Annotated in this window: 20 protein-coding genes and 2 pseudogenes; 11 read left to right on the top strand and 11 right to left on the bottom strand. The window is 66.1% G+C overall.

Annotated elements, in window-relative coordinates:
• Positions 1-25 precede the first annotated feature (25 nt).
• Entirely contained in the window at positions 26-355 is a 330-nt protein-coding gene (locus tag CXG43_RS04090) for a nuclear transport factor 2 family protein (RefSeq protein WP_101098783.1), read from the bottom strand.
• Positions 356-454: 99 nt separating this feature from the next.
• Here CXG43_RS04090 and CXG43_RS04095 point away from each other — a divergent pair, with 99 nt between their 5' ends.
• The 3 genes and pseudogenes from CXG43_RS04095 (at position 455) to CXG43_RS19550 (ending at position 2,574) form a co-directional block, all read left to right on the top strand.
• A complete protein-coding gene (locus tag CXG43_RS04095; protein WP_101098784.1) occupies positions 455-1,378 on the top strand; it encodes a LysR family transcriptional regulator in 924 nt (307 codons plus the stop codon).
• A 220-nt stretch (positions 1,379-1,598) separates the two neighbouring features.
• A pseudogene (locus tag CXG43_RS04105) lies at positions 1,599-2,455 on the top strand (lysophospholipase).
• Entirely contained in the window at positions 2,452-2,574 is a 123-nt protein-coding gene (locus CXG43_RS19550; RefSeq protein ID WP_269801222.1) for a hypothetical protein, read from the top strand. The pseudogene CXG43_RS04105 and the gene CXG43_RS19550 overlap by 4 nt, the downstream one beginning before the upstream one ends.
• A 304-nt stretch (positions 2,575-2,878) precedes the next feature.
• Here the strand turns inward: CXG43_RS19550 and CXG43_RS19265 are convergent, their stop codons facing one another.
• The 5 genes from CXG43_RS19265 to CXG43_RS04130 form a co-directional block, all read right to left on the bottom strand.
• Positions 2,879-3,295, bottom strand: coding sequence for a hypothetical protein (locus CXG43_RS19265; protein ID WP_198551424.1), 417 nt, complete (start codon positions 3,293-3,295; stop codon positions 2,879-2,881).
• 164 nt (positions 3,296-3,459) lie between these two features.
• Positions 3,460-3,843 carry a YbjQ family protein gene (locus tag CXG43_RS04115; RefSeq protein ID WP_101098787.1) on the bottom strand — a complete coding sequence of 128 codons (384 nt, stop codon included), beginning with the start codon at positions 3,841-3,843 and terminating at the stop codon, positions 3,460-3,462.
• A gap of 68 nt (positions 3,844-3,911) precedes the next feature.
• Entirely contained in the window at positions 3,912-4,244 is a 333-nt protein-coding gene (locus tag CXG43_RS04120; protein ID WP_101098788.1) for a hypothetical protein, read from the bottom strand.
• Between the two features lie 46 nt (positions 4,245-4,290).
• Entirely contained in the window at positions 4,291-4,668 is a 378-nt protein-coding gene (locus CXG43_RS04125; protein ID WP_101098789.1) for a hypothetical protein, read from the bottom strand.
• 3 nt (positions 4,669-4,671) lie between these two features.
• Positions 4,672-5,613, bottom strand: coding sequence for an alpha/beta hydrolase (locus CXG43_RS04130; protein ID WP_232767586.1), 942 nt, complete (start codon positions 5,611-5,613; stop codon positions 4,672-4,674).
• 67 nt (positions 5,614-5,680) lie between these two features.
• On the opposite strand from CXG43_RS04130, the gene CXG43_RS04135 reads away from it, so the two are divergent.
• From CXG43_RS04135 to CXG43_RS04150, 4 genes are all read left to right on the top strand, one after another.
• Positions 5,681-6,571: an SDR family oxidoreductase gene (locus tag CXG43_RS04135; RefSeq protein WP_101098865.1), complete on the top strand. Its 891-nt coding sequence runs from the start codon at positions 5,681-5,683 to the stop codon at positions 6,569-6,571.
• Between the two features lie 30 nt (positions 6,572-6,601).
• Positions 6,602-7,483, top strand: a complete 882-nt coding sequence (locus CXG43_RS04140) for a LysR substrate-binding domain-containing protein (protein ID WP_101098790.1) — start codon at positions 6,602-6,604, stop codon at positions 7,481-7,483.
• 106 nt (positions 7,484-7,589) lie between these two features.
• Complete coding sequence (locus CXG43_RS04145; protein ID WP_101098791.1) at positions 7,590-8,321, top strand: class I SAM-dependent methyltransferase; 732 nt, start codon at positions 7,590-7,592, stop codon at positions 8,319-8,321.
• A gap of 88 nt (positions 8,322-8,409) precedes the next feature.
• A complete protein-coding gene (locus CXG43_RS04150) occupies positions 8,410-9,144 on the top strand; it encodes a class I SAM-dependent methyltransferase (protein WP_157825182.1) in 735 nt (244 codons plus the stop codon).
• A gap of 129 nt (positions 9,145-9,273) precedes the next feature.
• Here the strand turns inward: CXG43_RS04150 and CXG43_RS19270 are convergent, their stop codons facing one another.
• From CXG43_RS19270 to CXG43_RS04160, 3 genes and pseudogenes are all read right to left on the bottom strand, one after another.
• Positions 9,274-9,438, bottom strand: a complete 165-nt coding sequence (locus CXG43_RS19270; RefSeq protein WP_198551422.1) for a hypothetical protein — start codon at positions 9,436-9,438, stop codon at positions 9,274-9,276.
• A complete protein-coding gene (locus CXG43_RS04155) occupies positions 9,435-10,574 on the bottom strand; it encodes a PepSY-associated TM helix domain-containing protein (protein WP_101098793.1) in 1,140 nt (379 codons plus the stop codon). The genes CXG43_RS19270 and CXG43_RS04155 overlap by 4 nt, the downstream gene beginning before the upstream one ends.
• Positions 10,575-11,019: 445 nt before the next feature.
• Positions 11,020-11,415: pseudogene (locus CXG43_RS04160) on the bottom strand (GFA family protein); the annotation flags it as partial.
• Between the two features lie 218 nt (positions 11,416-11,633).
• Between CXG43_RS04160 and CXG43_RS04165 the strand changes: the two are divergent.
• Complete coding sequence (locus tag CXG43_RS04165) at positions 11,634-12,611, top strand: DUF4105 domain-containing protein (protein WP_101098866.1); 978 nt, start codon at positions 11,634-11,636, stop codon at positions 12,609-12,611.
• Positions 12,611-14,593 (top strand): alpha/beta hydrolase, encoded by a 1,983-nt coding sequence (locus tag CXG43_RS04170; RefSeq protein ID WP_101098795.1) that lies wholly within the window; start codon positions 12,611-12,613, stop codon positions 14,591-14,593. The genes CXG43_RS04165 and CXG43_RS04170 overlap by 1 nt, the downstream gene beginning before the upstream one ends.
• Positions 14,594-14,751: 158 nt before the next feature.
• Here the strand turns inward: CXG43_RS04170 and CXG43_RS04175 are convergent, their stop codons facing one another.
• A complete protein-coding gene (locus CXG43_RS04175; RefSeq protein ID WP_101098796.1) occupies positions 14,752-16,110 on the bottom strand; it encodes an MFS transporter in 1,359 nt (452 codons plus the stop codon).
• Positions 16,111-16,176: 66 nt separating this feature from the next.
• On the opposite strand from CXG43_RS04175, the gene soxR reads away from it, so the two are divergent.
• Positions 16,177-16,611 carry a redox-sensitive transcriptional activator SoxR gene (gene soxR, locus CXG43_RS04180; RefSeq protein WP_042613421.1) on the top strand — a complete coding sequence of 145 codons (435 nt, stop codon included), beginning with the start codon at positions 16,177-16,179 and terminating at the stop codon, positions 16,609-16,611.
• A 37-nt stretch (positions 16,612-16,648) separates the two neighbouring features.
• On the opposite strand, the gene CXG43_RS04185 is transcribed toward soxR, so the two are convergent.
• Positions 16,649-17,251, bottom strand: a complete 603-nt coding sequence (locus tag CXG43_RS04185; RefSeq protein ID WP_101098797.1) for a short chain dehydrogenase — start codon at positions 17,249-17,251, stop codon at positions 16,649-16,651.
• A gap of 94 nt (positions 17,252-17,345) precedes the next feature.
• On the opposite strand from CXG43_RS04185, the gene CXG43_RS04190 reads away from it, so the two are divergent.
• Positions 17,346-18,290, top strand: a complete 945-nt coding sequence (locus tag CXG43_RS04190; protein ID WP_101098798.1) for a LysR family transcriptional regulator — start codon at positions 17,346-17,348, stop codon at positions 18,288-18,290.
• Position 18,291 lies beyond the last annotated feature (1 nt).

Consider the following 18,291-nt stretch of genomic DNA (forward strand, 5'->3'; position numbering starts at 1 on the left):
CCGCCGGCCAGTTGGAGGTCGAAGTTCATGCCGAGATCTCCAGCGTGGCGATCTTGCCGCGTTCCAGGGTGAAGGCGTAACGCAGGTCGATCGGGCTGCCGGGGAAGTCGCCCACCACGTGGCTGGTGACGAAGTAGGTGCGCTCGTTCTTTTCCACCTTGATGGGTGTGGCGGTGTAGCGGTAGCGGTCGGCGGTGTGCGCTTTCCAGGCCTCGATGGCGGCAAGACCGGTGTGGGTCTTGCCCTCGTCCCGCACCGATCCATCCGGGTTGAAGCAGCGGGCGACGGCACGCCCATCGTTCGCGTCGGCGTTGAAGTAGGCAGTGATCGGCTCGGGCAGGTTCAGGTCTTTCATGGGCAGGCTCCGGTTGAGGACAGGGGCTCAGGATGGCCCGTTCCTGCCGTCAACAGAATCGCCTACTATCTGATCAGCCTATGTAGGAAGCAGGGCACAATGCGCGGCTCCGAATTCGCAGAACTCAAAGCATTCGCGGCGGTGGTCGAACGGGCCAGTTTCGCCCGCGCCGCCGACCATCTAGGGCTGTCCCGCTCTGCGCTCAGCCAGATCGTGCGGCAGTTGGAGGCGCGCTTGGGCGTGCGATTGTTGAACCGCACCACGCGCAGTGTTTCGCCCACCGAGCCCGGACGCCGGCTGCATGAGCGTATCGCCCCGATGCTGCGCGAGATGGATGATGCCGTCGCGCAGGCGCTGGGCAGCACCGCGCGAACTGCAGGAACGCTGCGGATCAACACGCTCAGCATGGCAGCGCACAAGCTCATCGCGCCGCGGCTGGGCCGCTTTGCGCAGGCCCATCCGGATGTAGTGCTCGACATCGTGGTCGATGATGGCTTGAGTGATATTGCCGGCGAGGGCTTCGATGCCGGCATCCGGGTGGGCGGGCGGCTGCAGAAAGACATGATCGCGGTGCGCCTGACACCGGATGTGGAGCTGCTGGCGGTGGCGTCGCCCGACTACCTGGCGCGGCATGGCGAGCCCAAGGTGCCGGCCGATCTGCAGCAGCACGCCTGCATCGGGTGGCGCTACCCGGGCAGTGGCAAGATCGCCGGTTGGGAGTTCCGCAGGAAAGGGAAGAGCGTGGAGTTCGTCCCCGAGGGCAGGGTGCTGTCCAACCACCAGGACATCGTGGTGCCTGCCGCACTGCAGGGGCTGGGGATCCTGTACGCCTACAACGACGACGGCATTGCCGAAGCACTGCGGGATGGGCGATTGAAGCGCGTGCTCGCCGACTGGTCACCCACCGTGCCGGGCCTGTTCCTGTACTACTCCAGCCGTCGCTACCTGCTGCCGGCGCTGCGTGCGTTCATCGATTGTCTGCTTGATCGTGACCTGGGACAGGAGCAGGACATCCAGGCGTAGGTCGCTGCGGGTTGGCATGAAGCATCCATCTGCGTTGGCCGGTGTCGTCCGGGATCTGCGTAGACCCCCTTTGTGGGGTCATCAGTGACGCAGCGTGGCGGACGCCCGAAGGGGCGTTCGTGGGTGTCCGTGACTTCGCTTCCTCCCCCTTCACAGAGGATCTGCCATGGACACTGCCTTCCCTGCTGCTGCAGCACACGCGCCACCGGTTGATGCGCGCATGCCCGGCCCGTCGCGTACCGAAGAGCTCATCGCCGGTGGCGAGGGTGAGCTGTTCATCCGCAGTTGGCGACCGAGTGGACCGTTACGCGCGGTGCTGGTGATCGTGCCGGGATTCAATTCACACAGCGGCCACTACCAGTGGGCCGCCGCGCAGTTCACCGCGATCGGGCTGGCGGTGTACGCCGTCGATCTGCGTGGGCGCGGCAAATCCAGCGGGCTGCGCTTCCATGTGCAGCACTTCGAGGATACCTGGCGGACGTGCAGTCGGTGATGGACGTGGCGCGGTCGCGCGAGCCGGCCGTACCGGTGTTCCTGCTTGGCCATAGTGCCGGCGGGGTGATCGCAAGCGCCTACGCCCTGGAACACCAGGATGAGCTGGCCGGGCTGGTCTGCGAAAGCTTCGCCCTGCAGGTTCCCGCACCGGCCCCGGTGCTGGCGCTGGTGCGCTGGCTCAGCGGACCATTCCCGACGCTGCGGGTGCTGAGGCTGCCTAACAAGGAGTTTTCGCGGATGCCCGATGCGGTCGCCGCGCTTGATGCGGACCCACTTATCGCGGGGGAGAAGCAGACCGCGCTGACGGTGGCGCAGATGCTGGCAGGCAGCGACCGGCTGCGGCGTGGCTTTCCGACGCTGCGCCTGCCGGTATTGATTGCCCATGGCACCGCCGACAAGGTCACCGTACCCGGTGGCAGCCAACTGTTCCATGACACCGCAGGATCTGCCGACAAGACGCTGCGGCTGTACCCGGAGCACGCGCATGACCTGCTCAATGATGTCGGACGGGAGCAGGTGATGCACGAGTTCAAGCAGTGGATCGAAGCGCGCCTTGCTACCCCGGACTGGAGACTGCAATGACCCTGCTCCCGCGTTCCTTGTGCCGCACGTCCTTCGCGCTGGTGGTGCTGCTGGCCATCCAGGCCACCGCGAAGGCCGCCAGACCCGCCGCGATCCAGAGCCACGCGAGACCCCGCTGAAGCTGGTCCACGGCCGTGAGCGCATCTACTTCGAGCACTTCTGGAACGACCTCGCGGCAGACCGCAGCAAGTCGATCCCGGGGGCCGACCGCCAGTTCTACGCTGCCGACTATGCACGGCCCGGTGGCATGCGCTCCGGCTTCGAATACTTCAGGAACTTCGAGCAGGATGCGAAAGATTTCGCAGGCTTCGCAAAGACAGCGCTGCACATGCCGATGTTGGTATTGTCCGGCGAGATGGCTTGCGCTGATAGCTTTCCTGGACCAGCCGCCGGTGCGGCAGAACTGACACCTGCCGAGAGGAATCAGGTGGCCTGGGATTCCGGCCTGCAACCTGCTACCCAGGCAGCGATCCGCTCACGTTGGCATGGCTCCAGCACGCGGTACGGGATCGGTACCTCTGATTCGCTGAGTTCCATCAACATCGCATGCCGGTACCAGTGCAGCTTCTTCACCGCTGTCCACGAAACCGATTGCGGCCCACCCCGGCTGTGGCGGGTGAAGCCTTGCGCGTCCATTTCAAACCGGCAGCGGCCGACCCGGAAGGACTTCCAGGCGAACAGCCCGAGGGCGAAGGTGCCCAGCATCAGGTTCACGAACAGCAGGTTCCACCAGCGGCGGTTCGTCGGCATGATCGTGGTATGGATATGCTCGCGCAGGAGAGCAAGATACTCGCCGGGATGGCATCGAACCTCGAACTGGAAGGGTGCTGGCGGATCCATTCCGGGCTCCGTTTGGGATGGCTCATCTTCAATGCAGCAGCTGGGCGCGTCCAGAGGTTACGTCCGGCATGTGGGTGGATACAGGCTGGGCCGCGCTGCCCGCTGCGCGGAGCCTGCATCGGCCTGAGCACAGCCCGGCAGGCGATCAGCCACCTGCCAACGCGTCAGCTTCCCGCAGGTTCAACAATGACCGCCGTGCCATAGCACAGCACCTCGGTCAGCCCGGTCATGATGTCGGTGGCGTCGTAGCGCATGCCGATGATCGCGTTGGCGCCCAGCATGCGTGCGTGCTTCACCATGTCCCGGTAGGTCTCTTCGCGTGCCTGCTCGCACAGCTGGGTGTAGATGGTGATGTTGCCGCCGAACAGGGTCTGGATGCCGCCGAGGAAGTTGCCGACGATCGAACGCGAGCGCACGGTGATGCCGCGCACCACGCCGATGTTCTGCACCACGCGGAAGCCCGGCAGTTCGAATGCGGTTGTGATCATCGAATCGTCCAGCCGCGCTTCGCCGGCAGGACGTCGGGCCGTGTTGTAGGGGTCAGCCATGGGTGTCTCGAAGTGGTGTGGGTGAGGGGGATGGTTGATCGCGCGGCAGGCGCGGCAACCGGTCGGCGTCAGTCGCGCGCTGCGATCACCCGCAGTGCCAGGGCAGCCTGATACACCCGCCCGGAAGCTTCGTCCAGTGCTTCCATGCCGGCAATCAGGCGGCCGTGCTTGAAGGGTACGTAGTCGTTGAAGCTGCCCATGCCGCCGAACACGGACATGACCGAGCCCGAGAGCATGTTGAGGGAGGGTTGGTCGTGCGGGGTTGCGGCAAGTGCCTCGGCCTGGCGCAGGCAGGAAACGAAATGGCGCCGCCATTCGCACTCGCTGTCGCGTGCCAGCAGGTCGCAGAGCGCACTCAGTTCCATGATCAGCTCATCCAGTTGCGCGGCTCTGTCTTCCATGCGGCTGACTATACTGGCAAGACTGCGGCAGGAGACCCTGCCACGGTCAGTCTTTTGCATCCCACTGCGCGAGGTGCAACAGCACACCTGCGGGATCCCAGACGTAGGTTACCTGCGCTCCATAGGGCTCGCTCCGTGGGGGTGCTACGCGCGCGCCGGGGTACTTGCCGGTGTCCAGCAGTGCGCGGATGGCGTTGAAGCAGGCGGCAGCGTCCTGCACGGCAACATGCAGCATGGTGTTCTCCGCCCATTCCTTCGCATAGCCGCGTTGCAGGTAGAAGCGCGAGGGGCCCAGCTTGAACAGGGCCAGGTTGTCGTCCGCCCACTCGCGCTCGCAGCCCAGCGCTTCGTAGAAGGCTTGCGAGAGTGCAAAGTCCCGGGAAGGAAGAAACATCCGGACGTCGGTGGCCTGGAGATCGATCATGGTCTACGCCTCTGGGGGTGCATGCGGGAGGGTGCCACGGTCCAGTGTGCGCAACCAACTTGCCACGCGGGCTGCCGCTTCCACGGGCTGGGCCTGGAGCAGCAGGTGCGGCCCGTCCAGAAGATGCGACTCGGCGGGCTGCTGCAGTCCATGCTCGATCGATCGCAAGGCGCTGGCCTGCAACAGTCGATCCTCGTTTGCATGCAGGCAAAGGACAGGCGTTGAGACCAAGGGGAGCAACGCCCGAACGTCGATCCGCAGCGTCTCCACTGCGCGTGCACGCAGCACCGACGGCGACGTGCCGGCCAGCGCGTCCCGCAGCGCACCTTCGAGTGATGGCGTCCGCCAGCGTCCAAGCAGAAGCCTGGCCAACGGCGCGACAGGCGGCAGCGGGAGCGGCAACTGCAGCACGCGGGCCAACACAGACGGGGCAGGCACCGGGGCACGTGCAAACGTGGTGGAGAGGATGATGCCGCGAAGCGAGGTCAGTCCGGTCGTCCCGAGCATTATCGCCAAGGGACCCGCAAATGATTCACCGAGCAACACGAAGGGCGGTTGCCGGAGCAACTGGGGGCGAAGCCAATCACGCAGTGCGTCATATCCCATCGCCCGGTCTTTCGGATATGCGATGACCTGGGATTCAACCCCCTGCGCCTCGAGCGCGTGCATGAAAGGGACGGACAGGCGGCCGCTCCCATCGAGCCCTGGCAGGATGATCAGCAGCGGGGCGGAGCTGTTCGTCATTGTCGAGATGAAGAGCCAGGTGGGCCTGTAGCGTGCCATTCTGGCCAGAATGGTTTGGCAATATTCGATGATAGTACGAAGGGAGCTGGCGAGCTCATTGTGTCGAATGCGACGCTTATTCGGCTCATCCGGTGAGCCGAATAGGCCGTCTATTCGGCTCACGGCCTTGCCAGCATTGACTCTACGCCCTTCGATACCCATAACGGATCACCCCTGCCTGTGAACGGTATTGGCCATCGTTGCCGTGCCAGTCCACGCTGTGTGGATGATGGATACTCCCCTTGATTTCAATGGACAGGTCGGCCTGATCACTGGTGCGGCGGGCGGCTTGGGCCTGGCCTATACGCGCCTGCTGGCACGCCTCGGCGCCAGGATCGTGATGCAGGATGTCGGCGCCGACCGCGATGGCGAAGGGCGTGACCCGGGCCGGGTGGCCAGTGCCGCTGCACGCCTGCGCGTGGACGGCCTGGATGTCACCAGCCGCGCGCTTTCCATCGATACGCGCGCGCAGTGCCACGCATTGGTCGACGAGGTTCTGGCCCAGCACGGGCGGCTGGACTTCATCATCCACAACGCCGGTTGGGTGCATTACCAGCGCATCGAAGACATCAGCGAGGTACAGCTGGCGCACATGCTGGATATCGCCACCAAAGCGCCTTTGTGGCTTGCCCAGGCGGCGTGGCCGGCGATGCGTGCGGCAGGAGGGGGGCGCATCGTGCTGACCACCTCCGACCGGGCGTTGTACCCGCAGTACGTGCAGCACGGGCTGGCCAGCTACGCGATGGCCAAGAGCGCCGCCGTGGGCCTGATGAACGTGCTGGCTGCAGAGGGCGAGGCGTACAACATCATCGTCAATGCGGTATCGCCGGTGGCCAAAACACGCATGTGGGGCGTGCACGGCGAGCCCGATGAACTGCATCCGGATACCGTGGCGCCCGGTGTGGCCTGGCTGGCCTCGTCGCGCTGCGTGCAGGGCGGGTGGGTACTGCGCGCCAGCAATGGCCAGTTCCATGCGACGCGCACGCAGGAGCCTGCCGGCGTGAGCTACCCGCGCGATCTGCAGGGTGTGGCTGCCGCCAGCGTGGAGGCTTTCGATGCGGCGTGGCCGGAGATTGCGCTGCCGGCGATCGAGCCGCGGAGCAGGCACCGGGACTGCTAACCTGAGCCGGCCATTCCTCGCGCGGTTGCCATGATTGATCTTCGTTTGCTGCGCCAGTTCGTCGCTGTCGCGGAAGAACAACATTTCCACCGCGCCGCCGCGCGCCTGCATATGTCACAGCCCCCGCTGACTGCGGCGATCCGCCGGCTGGAAGAGCAGATCGGGGCGCTGCTGGTGATACGCGGGCATCGGACCGTGGGACTTATTGCTGCCGGGGAGGTTTTGCTGGTGCAAGCGCGGCACACCCTGCAGCAGGCCGCCCACGCGGTGGAGGCCACGCGCGAGGCCGCGGCAGGACGCAGCGGGCAGGTGCGCGTGGCGTATGTCGGCAGCGCGCTGTACGGCCGCCTGCCGCAGCTGATCCGTGCGTTCAGGCGCAGCCACCCGCAGGTGCGCCTGGAGTTGCGCGAGGCGACCTCGCGCCAGCAGCAGCACGTGCTGGCCAAAGGCGAGATCGACCTGGGCGTGCTCATTCCTCCCATTCCCGTTTCCCCTGGGATGCAGCTGCAGGACTTCGATGTGGACGCGCTGGCTATTGCCTTGCCGCACGCACACCCGTTGGCGTCCGTCGTTTCCTTGCGGATGGAGGATCTTGCCGGTGAGGAGTTTGTCAGCTGGCCCGCCGTGGAAGGGGAGGGATTTCATTCGCATGTGATGCGCCATTGCGTGGCCGCGGGATTCATGCCCAAGGTGGTGCAGGAAGCGCACGGCATGCATGCGGTGCTGTCATTGGTGGCGGTGGAGACCGGTATTGCGATCGTGCCGTCCAGCATGGCGGGATTCCGCGATACGGAGGTCTGTTACCGCCCCGTGCAGTCGGAAGACGCGCACTTCAGCCTGAGTTTCTGCCTGCGCACCGATATGGATAATCCGGCCTTGCATGCGTTCATGGGAATGGCGCGTAGCGGGTGAAGGGCGGAAGGTGTTGCGATACTGCGCGTCGCTTTTGCCTCTTCAATGGCGAATCACCACCCTATAGCGTTTGCACTCACGGTTCTGGTGATCCAAGGAAGATGTGATGAGCGCAAGCTATGACAGTATCGTCGACCAGTACATGGCCTACGCCAATGCCTCGCCGACCCGGCCCATCGAAGTGCGCACGATGCTGCGCTTGTCCGGTGAGGTGAAAGGAAAAAGCGTGCTGGACCTGGCCTGCGGATCGGGCTACTACGGACGCGAATTCCTGCGTCACGGCGCGGGAAGTGCGCATGGCGTGGACCAGTCGCAGGGCATGATCGATTTCGCCCGCGCCCTGTCCACCTATCGCGGCGATGGCATGACCTTCCAGACCCACGATGTGATGGATATGCCATCAGGCAGCGAGCATGACATCGTGCTGGCTGCGTATCTGTTCAACTATGCCGCTTCACTGGAGGAGCTGCGCCGGATGTTCGTCGCGGTGGTTCCGCATGTGAAGCATGGCGGCAGACTGGTGGTGCAGACCTTGAATCCGGACTATCGGCTGGGCTTGGGGGACTACGCGGCGTACGGGGTGAAGGTTCTGGAAGAGACACCCTGGAAGCAGGGTGCGCGGCTGCGGCTGGAGTTTCCGGGTACGCCGCCGGCATTGATCACCAACTACCGCTGGGAGCGTGCACATTACGAGCAGGCCATCCGCGCGGCGGGCTTCAGCGCGGTCAGCTGGCATGAGCCGGTGCTGGAGCAGGCCGATATCGATGCGCGCGCTGAAGGTTACTGGGAGGGCTACGTGCACAACTGCATGTCGGTGAACCTGGTGTGCGAACGTTGAAACGGGCGCGGGCGGTTTCGCTTTCGCCTCTTCAATGCGTAGGCGACGTTGCGTAGCGTGGACACCTCTGTTGAAGAGGATTTCCACGATGAAAGCGCACTACGATGACATCGCAGGCCAGTACGCGGCGTATGCCAACGCATCGCCCACGCGCAGGGTCGAACTGCGGACCATGCAGCACATGGTCGGCGATGTGACGGGCCGCAGTGTGCTGGATCTGGCCTGCGGTTTCGGCTTTTACGGCAGGGCAATGCTGCTGGCCGGCGCCGCCAGCGCGCACGGTGTGGACCAGTCGCCGGAGATGGTGGCAATAGGGAGGCGGGTATCGGCGACTGCCGGCGACGCGATGACCTTCCAGGTCAGTGATTTCCTGCAGTTGGCACCGGTGCGCGAGTACGACCTGGCGGTGGCCGCCTTCCTGTTCAACTACGCGCAGTCGCTGGACGAACTCGCACGGATGGCCGCGGCGGCGTTCGAGCATGTACGCGCCGGTGGCAGGATCGCCGTGGAGACGATGAATCCTGATTACTGCCTGGCGGACGGTGATTGTTCGAAGTACGGCGTGCGGGTGCTGGACGATGTGCCGTGGCAGCAGGGCGCCAGGATGGAGATGGAGTTCCCGGGCGATCCACCGGCGCGCATCACCGTGTTCCGCTGGGCACGCGAGCATTACGAACACGCATTCGCACAGGCGGGTTTCACCGACCTGGTGTGGCAGGCTCCCTGCCTGTTGGAGCAGGACCGGCTGGCCCAGCCGGCGGGGTACTGGGATGACCTGCTGCGCAACGGCTTGGCCGCGTGGTTCTCCTGCACCAAGCCGTAGCGCTGAGCCATGCCCGGCGGGCACGCAGCCTGGCGTGTGTCAGGCATCCCGATGCCGGAACGGAGAGCCGCCGAGCATGGCTCGGCGCTACCAGGATGGGCCGCGCGGCGTGCACTTGGAATCAGCGCATCAGCGCCGGTCGCGCTTCATCCATGCTCGCACGAACAAGGCGATGAGGCCGCTGAAAACCACCCACGAAATGAGGTCGAACAGGCCATCGCCGATCAAGGCACTGACCAGCCCGACCAGGCTGGCCAGCGTGATCCACGCCGGTGCGATGAAGGGGCTCTTCATGCCACCTCCTGCGTCTGCGCGCGTTCGATCTCGGCCACGCGCGTGGCGGTGTTGCCGCGCTTGAACCACAGGTACAGGCCGCTGACCAGCACCGCGATGGTCAACAGGTCCAGCAGCGCCCACAGGATCTTCAACGGCAGCTTGCCGTAGTCACCAAAATGCAGCGGCTGGCTCAGCAGCAGCACGGTCATGTAGGTCGGCAGCTGCGGCTGCGCGGTCAGCGCGCCGGTGCTCGCATCGATCAACACCGGGCGATACAGGCGTTCGGTGAGCGGTGAATTGCCCTGCATGAACACGCCGAAGTGATGATCACCGCTGTAGCCGGTGCCGGGGAAGCTGACGAAGGCCGGGCGCATCTCCGGTTCGGCCGCGCGCGCGGTGTCCACCGCAGCCTGCAGCGAAGCCAGCTGGGTGGGCTTGGGCTGGCCGGCATACCGCGCGGCGAACTCACCCAGCTGCTGGGTTTGCCAGGCCTGTTCCAGCGGCTTGGCCAGGGTGTTGATGGCCCCGGTCAGACCCACCACCAGCGCCCAGCCCAGCGTGACGATGCCGATCACGTTGTGCAGGTCCAGCCAGGCCAGCCGGCGGCTGCGACCGGTGCGCAGGGTGCCGAAGCGCTGCTTGCGCATGAAGGGTCCATACAGCACCAGCCCGGAGATGATCGCCACCACGAACAACAGCCCCATCGCACCCATGAACAACAGGCCGGGCAGGCCGAGGAACAGATCCGTATGCAGGCGGTACAGGAAGTACATCACGCCTTCGTTGAACTGCGGTGCGGGCACCTGTTCGCCACTGACGGTATTGAGCAGCACGGTCTGCATCTGCGCCGGCGGCGTATCGGTGCGCGCGCCGGTGTTGACGTACATCAGCGGGGCGTCCGGATCCCAGCCGACAAACAGCGGCACGTTGCCCGGGAAGTGCTGCAATGCCGTCTGCACCTGCGCGTCCAGGTCGCGCAGCGTGGCATCGGCGGGTGCGGCCGGTACTTCCGGGTCGGCGCCGGTGAGGTGGGCGATCTCGTGGCCGAACACCAGCGGCAGGCCGGTCAGGCACAGCAGCAGCAGGAACAGCGTGCAGACCAGGCTGGTCCATTTATGGACCACGAACCAGGCTTTGATGGCGGAGCGTTGCATGCAGCGGGAATCCTCGGGCGACGGCTGGAGGGAACAGTAGATGGCGCGGATTATCCGCAAGCATATATGCAAATACAAATGATTCGCAGGCGCGAAGCCCGCGACAGCGAAGGCTGCGACCTTGCCTGAAGCGGGAAGCCTGAATCAGTGCGGTGCGCGCGTTCAGCACGGTCATCGCGGTGTCATGGCCGGATCACACGGCAGTCGCCGGGGCGGGGATAGCGTGGACCTGCCCGCCCCCAACGGAGACCTGCCATGTGGCTCATCAACCTTCTGCTTGCCACCCCCTCGTCGCCGTCCACGCCGCCTGCGCCGCAGCCATTGCCGGAAGCGCACGCGCGCCGGCTGACCCTCAAGCGTCCCGCGCGTGCCGGGCGCATGGCGATCTCACCGTGGCAGAAAGTCGCGATGCCGGCGCGCCGCAGCCGCCACTGATGGCCTGTTCGCGGTCCGCCGGATGGTGCACCCCATCGTTGGTCGGCACCTCGCCGAGCGCGAACGGATTGATGCCTTCCAGGCAGGCCACGTTGTAGCCGAACTCGCGTGGATTCGAGCGTCGCCGGTGATGGGTGTAGATGCCGCAGACGCCGCAGAACCAGTGCTCGGCCACATGGGTGTTGAACTGGTACAGCCGCAGCTGCTCGCCGCCGCGCACCACCTGCAGGCCATCCTCTGCAACGGTGGCGGCAATGGCACCGCGCCTTCGACACATCGAACAATCGCAGCGGCGCGGCTCGACGATGCCGTTCGGCAGGTGCAGCCGCAGCTCCACCGCACCGCAATGGCAGGTAGCGGTGTGGTGCTCGTTTACAGGAACTCCGGCAACCGATGTGATTCCCATGGGGTTCTCCAGGGTGACGCACACATTGTGTAGGAGCCCGTACTGGCTGACGACCGTCGGTTCTGATGGATGACGACCGTTGGTCGTCACTCCCTCTCCCCCCAACCTGAACAGGCGGCGATTCCGCCAAAGCGCCGGCTGTGGCTAACTAGGCGCCCCACGGATGAAGTGACAGCACCACAGTGAAGGCAGCAGGACGTTGGACGATTGCGATCATCATGCTGCTTGGCGCCCTGTGGGCCGGCGGACTGCTGTTCTACCAGATGCCTGGCCCGGTCTGGCTCGGCGCGCTGCTGGCGCTGGCCTGGGTGTTCTCTGCCGGCTGGATGGCGCTGCGCTTCGCGCGCGGACGCGCTGGCCGGCGCATCGGATCGGCCTACGTGCTGGGCATGGCCTGTGCCGCCCTGTGGTGGACGGCGCTGAGCCCCAGCCAGGACCGCACATGGGCTGACGACGTGGCCGAGCGCCTGCACGTGGTGGCCTTCGATGGGCACCACGTGGTGCTGGACAACGTGCGCGACTTCACCTGGCGCACCGAGCAGGACTACGACGCGCGCTGGGTGCGGCGGGAGTACGACCTGCAGCAGTTGCGATCCGCCGACCTGGTGATGTCGTACTGGATGGGCCCGGCCATCGCCCACACGCTGGTGTCGTTCGGTTTCGCCGATGGTCGCCAGCTGGTGTTCTCGCTGGAAATCCGCAAGGAACAGGGCGAGTCGTTCTCCGCACTGGGCGGCTTCTTCCGCAAGTTCGAGATGACCCTGGTGGCGTCGGAGGAAACCGACATCATCCGCACGCGTACCAATGCACGCGGCGAGGATGTCTATCTGTACCGCCTGCACGGGATGACGCAGCCACAGCTGCGCACCCTGTTCGCCGGCTATATCGAGCAGGCGCGCAGCCTGGATGCCGCCCCTGCGTTCTACAACACGCTGACCAGCAACTGCACCACCATCGTGTTCGACCTGGCGCGCCACATCGCGCCCGGCCTGCCGCTGGACTACCGCCTGCTGGCATCGGGCTACCTGGACGAATACGCCTTCGACCAGGGCGCGCTGGCGCCGGGTTATCCGTTTGCCACGCTGAAGTCACGTGCGCGGATCACCGAGCGCGCGCTGCAGCCGCAGGCCCAGACTGACTTCTCCGCCTGGATACGCCGCGGCGTTCCCGGTACCGCACAGGAAGACCAACCATGATGGCCGCGGCATACCCCTTCAACTGGCAGCGCAGCCTGCGACTGCTGCTGGCAGCAACCGCGCTGCTGATCGGCAGTGGCTGCGCGATGGTGACGGTCAAGCAGGTCGCCAACACCGATTACCTGACCACCAAGCGGTCCGACGTGCTGACCACCGGCAAGCTGAGTGCGGCTTCGCAGGAGACCCTGAGCGTGGTCGGGCTGGATGCGAGCCAGTGCGAAAAGGATCTGGTCGCGTGCCGCCGGACCCTGCTGGATACCGATGGCGTCAGCGCCGAACAGCGCATGTCCGCGTTGTCCGAGCTGTGGGTGCAGACCGCGCTTGCCCTCAGTCCCAAACCGAAGCACGCCGACAAGGAGCCGATGAGCGATGCGGCGGTGGATGCCTGGCTGGAAGCGGCCCGCTTCGCGTATGCATACCTGTTCTTCAGCGGGCGCGCGCCCTCGGACCGTGCCTTTGAGGACCGCCAGACCCAGGTGCGCGACTACTACAATTACGCCGCCGAACAGACCGCATCGGTGGTGTTCCGGCGCTCGCGCGCCTCCGCGCTGGACGGCGAGGATTACAACGCCCCGGTGGCCGGCGAGCGCTGGACCATCACCTCCGACTACGACCGCCTGTCGATGCCCAGCATCCCGACCCGGTTGGTGTCGGCGGCTACGATCAGTTTCGTCGGCCTGCGCAGCACCTACCGTCGCGATGGCTTCGGCGCGGAGCTGGTGGTGGTGATGGATCCACCGAAGTTGAGCACGCCGCTGCCGGATGCTGATGCGCCGGTGGATGGCGCAGCACCGAAGCGCAGGCATGAGGTGCCCCAGTACAGCGAGATGTCCTCGATCAATGCCACCGCGCTGCTGCGCTTCAAGGGCAACTCGTTGGACGAGGTACTGCAGACCAGTCAGGTGCTGCTGGACGTGTACTCGCCCGAGGCCACCGAGCGCGTGGACCTGCACGGCCAGCAGGTACCGCTGGCCGGCAATTTCACCGCAGCGTATGGGCTGTGGCTGGCGCAGAGCGGCTTTGCCACGCAGGCGCTGCGCACCCTGTTCGGCATGGCCGAAGGTATCAAGGAACCGCACATCTACCTGATGCAGCCGTGGGACCCGGACCGCCGCATCATCTTCATGCTGCACGGCCTGGGCAGCAGTCCCGAAGCCTGGGTGAACGTGGCCAATGAGATCATGGGTGAAGAGGAACTGCGCCGTGAGTTCCAGGTGTGGCAGGTGTATTACCCCACCAACGCCCCGATCGCCCTGAACCGCTATGAGATCTCGCGTGCGTTCAACAGCACGCTGAAGCACTTCGATCCGGGCGGGCAGTCGCGCGCGTCGAAGGATCAGGTGTTCATCGGCCACAGCATGGGCGGCGTGCTCGGCCGCTTGATGCTCAGTTCCTCAGGCGATGTGCTGTGGAATGACCTGTTGGCACGCTATGACCTGAAGGGCGAGCGCCTGCAGCGGGTAAGAACCAAGTTGGGGCCGTTGCTGCAGTTCCAGCCGCAGCCGAACGTGGAACGGGCGATCTTCATTGCCGCTCCGCACAAGGGTACGGACATCGCCGGTAACCGCGTGGGTCGCCTTATCGGCCGCCTGGTGCGCCTGCCGCTGACGATCCTGGGCTCGTTCGAGGATGCCTTCAACACGCTGCAGCAGGCCGATGCGCAGCGCAGCGGCAGCGAGAAGCTGCGCGTGCCGAACAGCATCGACAACCTGAAATCCAGCGATCCGTTCGTGATGGCGGCGGCCTCGCTGCCGATCCAGCCGGGCTTGAAATATCACTCGATCATCGCCCATCGCAAGGCGGATGTGCCGCTGCTGCAGTCCGATGACGGACTGGTCCCGTACTGGAGCGCGCACCTGGACGGTGCGGTGTCGGAGAAAGTGATCATCTCCGGCCACAGCGTGCAGGAGACCCCGCAGGCGGTGCTGGAAATCCGCCGCATCCTGCGCGAGGACGTGGACGAGGTGGGCGCACGGCCCTGATCTGGAATCCGGAGCTGGGTGGGAGCCCGGAGCTGGGTGGGAGTCCGGAGCTGGGTGGGTGACGACCGTTGGTCGTCACAGCGCCGCCCTTGATCAATGGCGTGACGACCAACGGTCGTCACCCACAACCACCGCTCGCCCACCAACCGCAGCTGCGATCAGATGCGCCGCGCGACCACCGTGGCCAGCAGCGCCAGCAGCAGCGTCACGGCGAAGCAGAGCAGGTAGCCCAGCGTCTCGCGGCCGTCGACGAAGGCGGCAAACAACGATCCCGACAACGCCAGCGTGGTCGCCACGCCGACCCCTTCGCTGAGCTGCAGGGCTGAACTGTTCGCGCCCTGTTCGTGCGGCGCCGACATCGACAAGGTGAGCACCGACAGGCTGGGGTAGATCAGGCCCATGCCCAGCCCGGTCAGTGACCAGCCCGCGAGGGCAAGTAACAGCGGCACGCCCTGCTGCAGGGTCAGCGAGGTCAGCAGCAGACCGCCACACATCATCCACGCACCGGCCTGCAACAGGTGGGCGCGGGTCCAGCCGCGGCGCTGGTGTCCCTGCATCCATGAGCCGGCGAACCAGCCCAGCGCGCCCATGCTCAACGCGGCGCCGGCCCACAGCGGTGACAGATGGCGTTCGCGCTGCAGCAGCAGCGGCAGGAACGCTTCGGCCGCGAAGAAGGCCGACGCGGCGATGCCGCGCATCGCGATCACGCTGGGCAGGCCGCGGCCGAGGCGCAGCGTACCGGTGGGCAGCAGGTGGCGTGCGCAGGCCACCAGCAGGACCAGCGCCGCAGCCATCAGCGCCACGGCGACGATGCCCTGCTGCTGGCCGCCCAGGTACAGCAGCAGCGCGGCAAGTGCGGTGCCGATCGCCCAACGCACCACCGGCCGTGATGCGACCCCGGTGCGCGGATGCTGCGCACTGGCGCGCAGTGCCGGCACCAGCAGCAGGGCGGCGGGCAGGGCCAACACCGGTACCGCCAGGAAGACCCAGCGCCAGCCGACGTATTGCACGATCAGCCCGCTGATCGACGGCCCGATCAGCGAAGGCACCACCCAGCCCGCGGAGAATGCAGCGAACACCTTTGGCCGCAGTGCTTCGGGGAAGGTGCGCGCCACCAGCACGTACAACGACACCGATACCGCACCGATACCCACGCCCTGCAGCAGGCGCCCAGCCACCAGTACGCCCATGCGCGGGGCCAGTCCGGCCACGATCAGGCCGGCCAGGAAGAAGCCCAGTCCGAACCACAGCGGACGCGCCGGACCTTGCTGGTCGCACAGACGGCCGGCCACGCTCATGCCGATCACACTGGTCGCCAGTGCACCGCCGAAGGCCACTGCGTACAGGCGCAGGCCATCCAGCGCCTGCGCCACGGTGGGCATGGCGGCGGCCACGGCCAGGGCCTCGAAAGCGACCAGCGCGACCAGCGCGACCATGCCGATGGTGGTGGCGCGATAGCGCGGCGAAAGGATGGAGGCATCATCCGGGGAAGCGATCGAGGCGGCGGGGGCGTTCATGCAGGCACTTGTATTGGCGAAGCGGAGGCGGCAGCATCGCGCCTCAACCAAGGTTGAGGTCAAGGGATGGCGACGCAGGAGCTTAGTGTAGGCGAGGTGGCCAAACGCAGCGGCGTCGCCGTGTCCGCATTGCATTTCTATGAGCGCAAGGGGCTGATCCGCAGCCTGCGCAACGCAGGCAACCAGCGCCGCTTCCCGCGCGATGTGCTGCGGCGGCTGGCGGTGATCCGCGTGGCCCAACGCGTGGGCATGCCGCTGGAAGCGGTGGGTGCGGCGCTGGCCGAGCTTCCCGAAGGACGCACGCCGACCAAGGCCGAATGGGCACGCATGTCCGCGCGCTGGCGTACCGAACTGGATGAGCGCATCCATCTGCTGCAGTTCCTGCGCGACCAGCTGACCGGCTGCATCGGCTGCGGTTGCCTGTCGTTGAAGCGCTGCCGCCTGGCCAACCCGGATGACATGCTGGGTGAGCAGGGCGACGGGCCGCAGCGCTGGGAATAGCGCTGCCTCGTGCCGCCGCCGGTCGGCGCCGCTTGCCTTACCAGACGTTGAGCGTCTGGCCACTCTGGATGCCTTCCAGCGCGCGCTGGTACGCCAGTGCGACGCGGCGTGCAGGTGCCGGTTCAAAGCCGGGGAAATACGGCGCATAGGCGGCGGCCGATTCTTCCAGCACGGTCGGGCTGACGATGTTGATGCGCAGCCCGCGCGCGGCCAGTTCGAACGCTGCAGCGCGCACGAAGCCTTCCAGCCCGGCGTTGACTGCGGTGGCGTTGCTGCCGTCGCGGATGGGTTGGGCGCTGATGATGCCGCTGGTGAGGGTGATGGAGCCGCCCGCGCGCAGGTGGTGCTGGGCGGCCAGTGCCAGCCGCACCTGGCCGAGCAGTTTGTCCTGCAGGCCGCTGTCGAACTGCGCTGCGGACATGTCCTGCAAAGGGCCGAAGTGGACCTGGCCGGTGGTGGCGATCACCGCGTCCAGCGGGCCGGTGGCTTCGAACAGTGCCTGCACGCTGCGGTCGTCGGTGAGGTCGACCTGGTGCTGGCCACTGTGGCGACCGGCCGCCAGGATTTCATGCTGCTGCCCCAGGTGGGCGGCGACGGCTTGGCCGAGGGTGCCGGACGCGCCGACGATCAGGATCTTCATGCAGTTTCTCCGTTGGGGACGCGCTCAGTCTGCTACTTCGTTGAGGTTTCGGTAAGCAGCGTATGATTTGCTCATTCCTAACCTGGGGTTTGCAATGGATACTTTGCGCTGCATGCAGGCCTTCGCGGCGGTGGCCGACCACGGCAGCTTCGCGCGCGCCGCCGAACAGCTGCAGGTATCGGCGGTGATGGTCGGCAAGTACATCCAGCAGTTGGAGAGGCACCTGGGCACGGCGCTGCTGCAGCGGAATACGCGCCGGCAACGGCTGACCGAGGCCGGCGCGGCCTATCTGGCCGGATGCCGGCAGGTGCTGGAGCAGGTGCAGCAGGCCGAAGCGAGCGTGGCCGGCCTGCAACTGCAGCCGCGCGGGCTGCTGCGGGTGAGCGCGCCGAGTACGTGGGGAAGCTGCGTGCTGGCACCGGCGCTGGCATCGTTGCTGCAGGCGCAGCCGCTGTTGAACATCGAGCTGGACCTGAGCAACCGCACCGTGGACCTGATCGAGGATGGCTTCGACGCCGCCATCCGGGTGGGTCCGCTGCCGTCGCGTGAGCTGGTGGCGCGGCCGCTGCCGCCCTATGCGATGAGCCTGTGTGCATCGCCGGCATACCTGCAACGCAGGGGTACGCCGCAGTTGCCGTCCGACCTGGCAGCGCATGATTGCCTGGGCCATCTGGCCTGGCGCGGTGGCCATGGCTGGCAGCTGGCCAGCGGTGAGCCGGTGGACTGGGAGCCGCGGGCGCGGCTGAGCAGCAATGACGGGCAAGCGTTGCGTCAGGCGGCACTGGCCGGTGCTGGGCTGGTGCTGCAGCCGACGGCGCTGCTGGGTGAGGACATCGCCGCTGGGCGGCTGGTCAGCGTATTGGAAGCGTATCTACCGGTGCCACGCCCGATGCATCTGATCTACCTGCCGGACCGCTGGCCGCGTCCGCGCCTGCAGTGTTTCGTGGATTTCCTGGTGGAGCGGTTTCCGGTGGCACCGGAAACCTGGAGCGGTAGCGCCGAGCCACGCTCGGCCAGCGCGCAGCGCGGCGCGGCATGAC

This window comes from Stenotrophomonas sp. Bg11-02, from assembly GCF_002836635.1.
Classification (GTDB): Bacteria; Pseudomonadota; Gammaproteobacteria; order Xanthomonadales; family Xanthomonadaceae; genus Stenotrophomonas; species Stenotrophomonas lacuserhaii.

Bases quoted from the DNA above. Each gene is read 5' to 3' on its own strand.
- CXG43_RS04190 (WP_101098798.1), top strand. From the start codon at position 17,346: ATGGATACTTTGCGCTGCATGCAGGCCTTCGCGGCGGTGGCCGACCAC.
- CXG43_RS04140 (WP_101098790.1), top strand. From the start codon at position 6,602: ATGATTGATCTTCGTTTGCTGCGCCAGTTCGTCGCTGTCGCGGAAGAA.
- CXG43_RS04165 (WP_101098866.1), top strand. From the start codon at position 11,634: ATGCTGCTTGGCGCCCTGTGGGCCGGCGGACTGCTGTTCTACCAGATG.
- CXG43_RS04150 (WP_157825182.1), top strand. From the start codon at position 8,410: ATGAAAGCGCACTACGATGACATCGCAGGCCAGTACGCGGCGTATGCC.
- CXG43_RS04135 (WP_101098865.1), top strand. From the start codon at position 5,681: ATGGATACTCCCCTTGATTTCAATGGACAGGTCGGCCTGATCACTGGT.
- CXG43_RS04095 (WP_101098784.1), top strand. From the start codon at position 455: ATGCGCGGCTCCGAATTCGCAGAACTCAAAGCATTCGCGGCGGTGGTC.
- CXG43_RS04145 (WP_101098791.1), top strand. From the start codon at position 7,590: ATGAGCGCAAGCTATGACAGTATCGTCGACCAGTACATGGCCTACGCC.
- CXG43_RS04120 (WP_101098788.1), bottom strand. From the start codon at position 4,244: ATGGAAGACAGAGCCGCGCAACTGGATGAGCTGATCATGGAACTGAGT.
- CXG43_RS04125 (WP_101098789.1), bottom strand. From the start codon at position 4,668: ATGATCGATCTCCAGGCCACCGACGTCCGGATGTTTCTTCCTTCCCGG.
- CXG43_RS04155 (WP_101098793.1), bottom strand. From the start codon at position 10,574: ATGCAACGCTCCGCCATCAAAGCCTGGTTCGTGGTCCATAAATGGACC.
- CXG43_RS19550 (WP_269801222.1), top strand. From the start codon at position 2,452: ATGACCCTGCTCCCGCGTTCCTTGTGCCGCACGTCCTTCGCGCTGGTG.
- CXG43_RS19265 (WP_198551424.1), bottom strand. From the start codon at position 3,295: ATGGATCCGCCAGCACCCTTCCAGTTCGAGGTTCGATGCCATCCCGGC.
- CXG43_RS04170 (WP_101098795.1), top strand. From the start codon at position 12,611: ATGGCCGCGGCATACCCCTTCAACTGGCAGCGCAGCCTGCGACTGCTG.
- soxR (WP_042613421.1), top strand. From the start codon at position 16,177: ATGGCGACGCAGGAGCTTAGTGTAGGCGAGGTGGCCAAACGCAGCGGC.
- CXG43_RS04185 (WP_101098797.1), bottom strand. From the start codon at position 17,251: ATGAAGATCCTGATCGTCGGCGCGTCCGGCACCCTCGGCCAAGCCGTC.
- CXG43_RS04130 (WP_232767586.1), bottom strand. From the start codon at position 5,613: ATGGGTATCGAAGGGCGTAGAGTCAATGCTGGCAAGGCCGTGAGCCGA.
- CXG43_RS04115 (WP_101098787.1), bottom strand. From the start codon at position 3,843: ATGGCTGACCCCTACAACACGGCCCGACGTCCTGCCGGCGAAGCGCGG.
- CXG43_RS04090 (WP_101098783.1), bottom strand. From the start codon at position 355: ATGAAAGACCTGAACCTGCCCGAGCCGATCACTGCCTACTTCAACGCC.
- CXG43_RS04175 (WP_101098796.1), bottom strand. From the start codon at position 16,110: ATGAACGCCCCCGCCGCCTCGATCGCTTCCCCGGATGATGCCTCCATC.
- CXG43_RS19270 (WP_198551422.1), bottom strand. From the start codon at position 9,438: ATGAAGAGCCCCTTCATCGCACCGGCGTGGATCACGCTGGCCAGCCTG.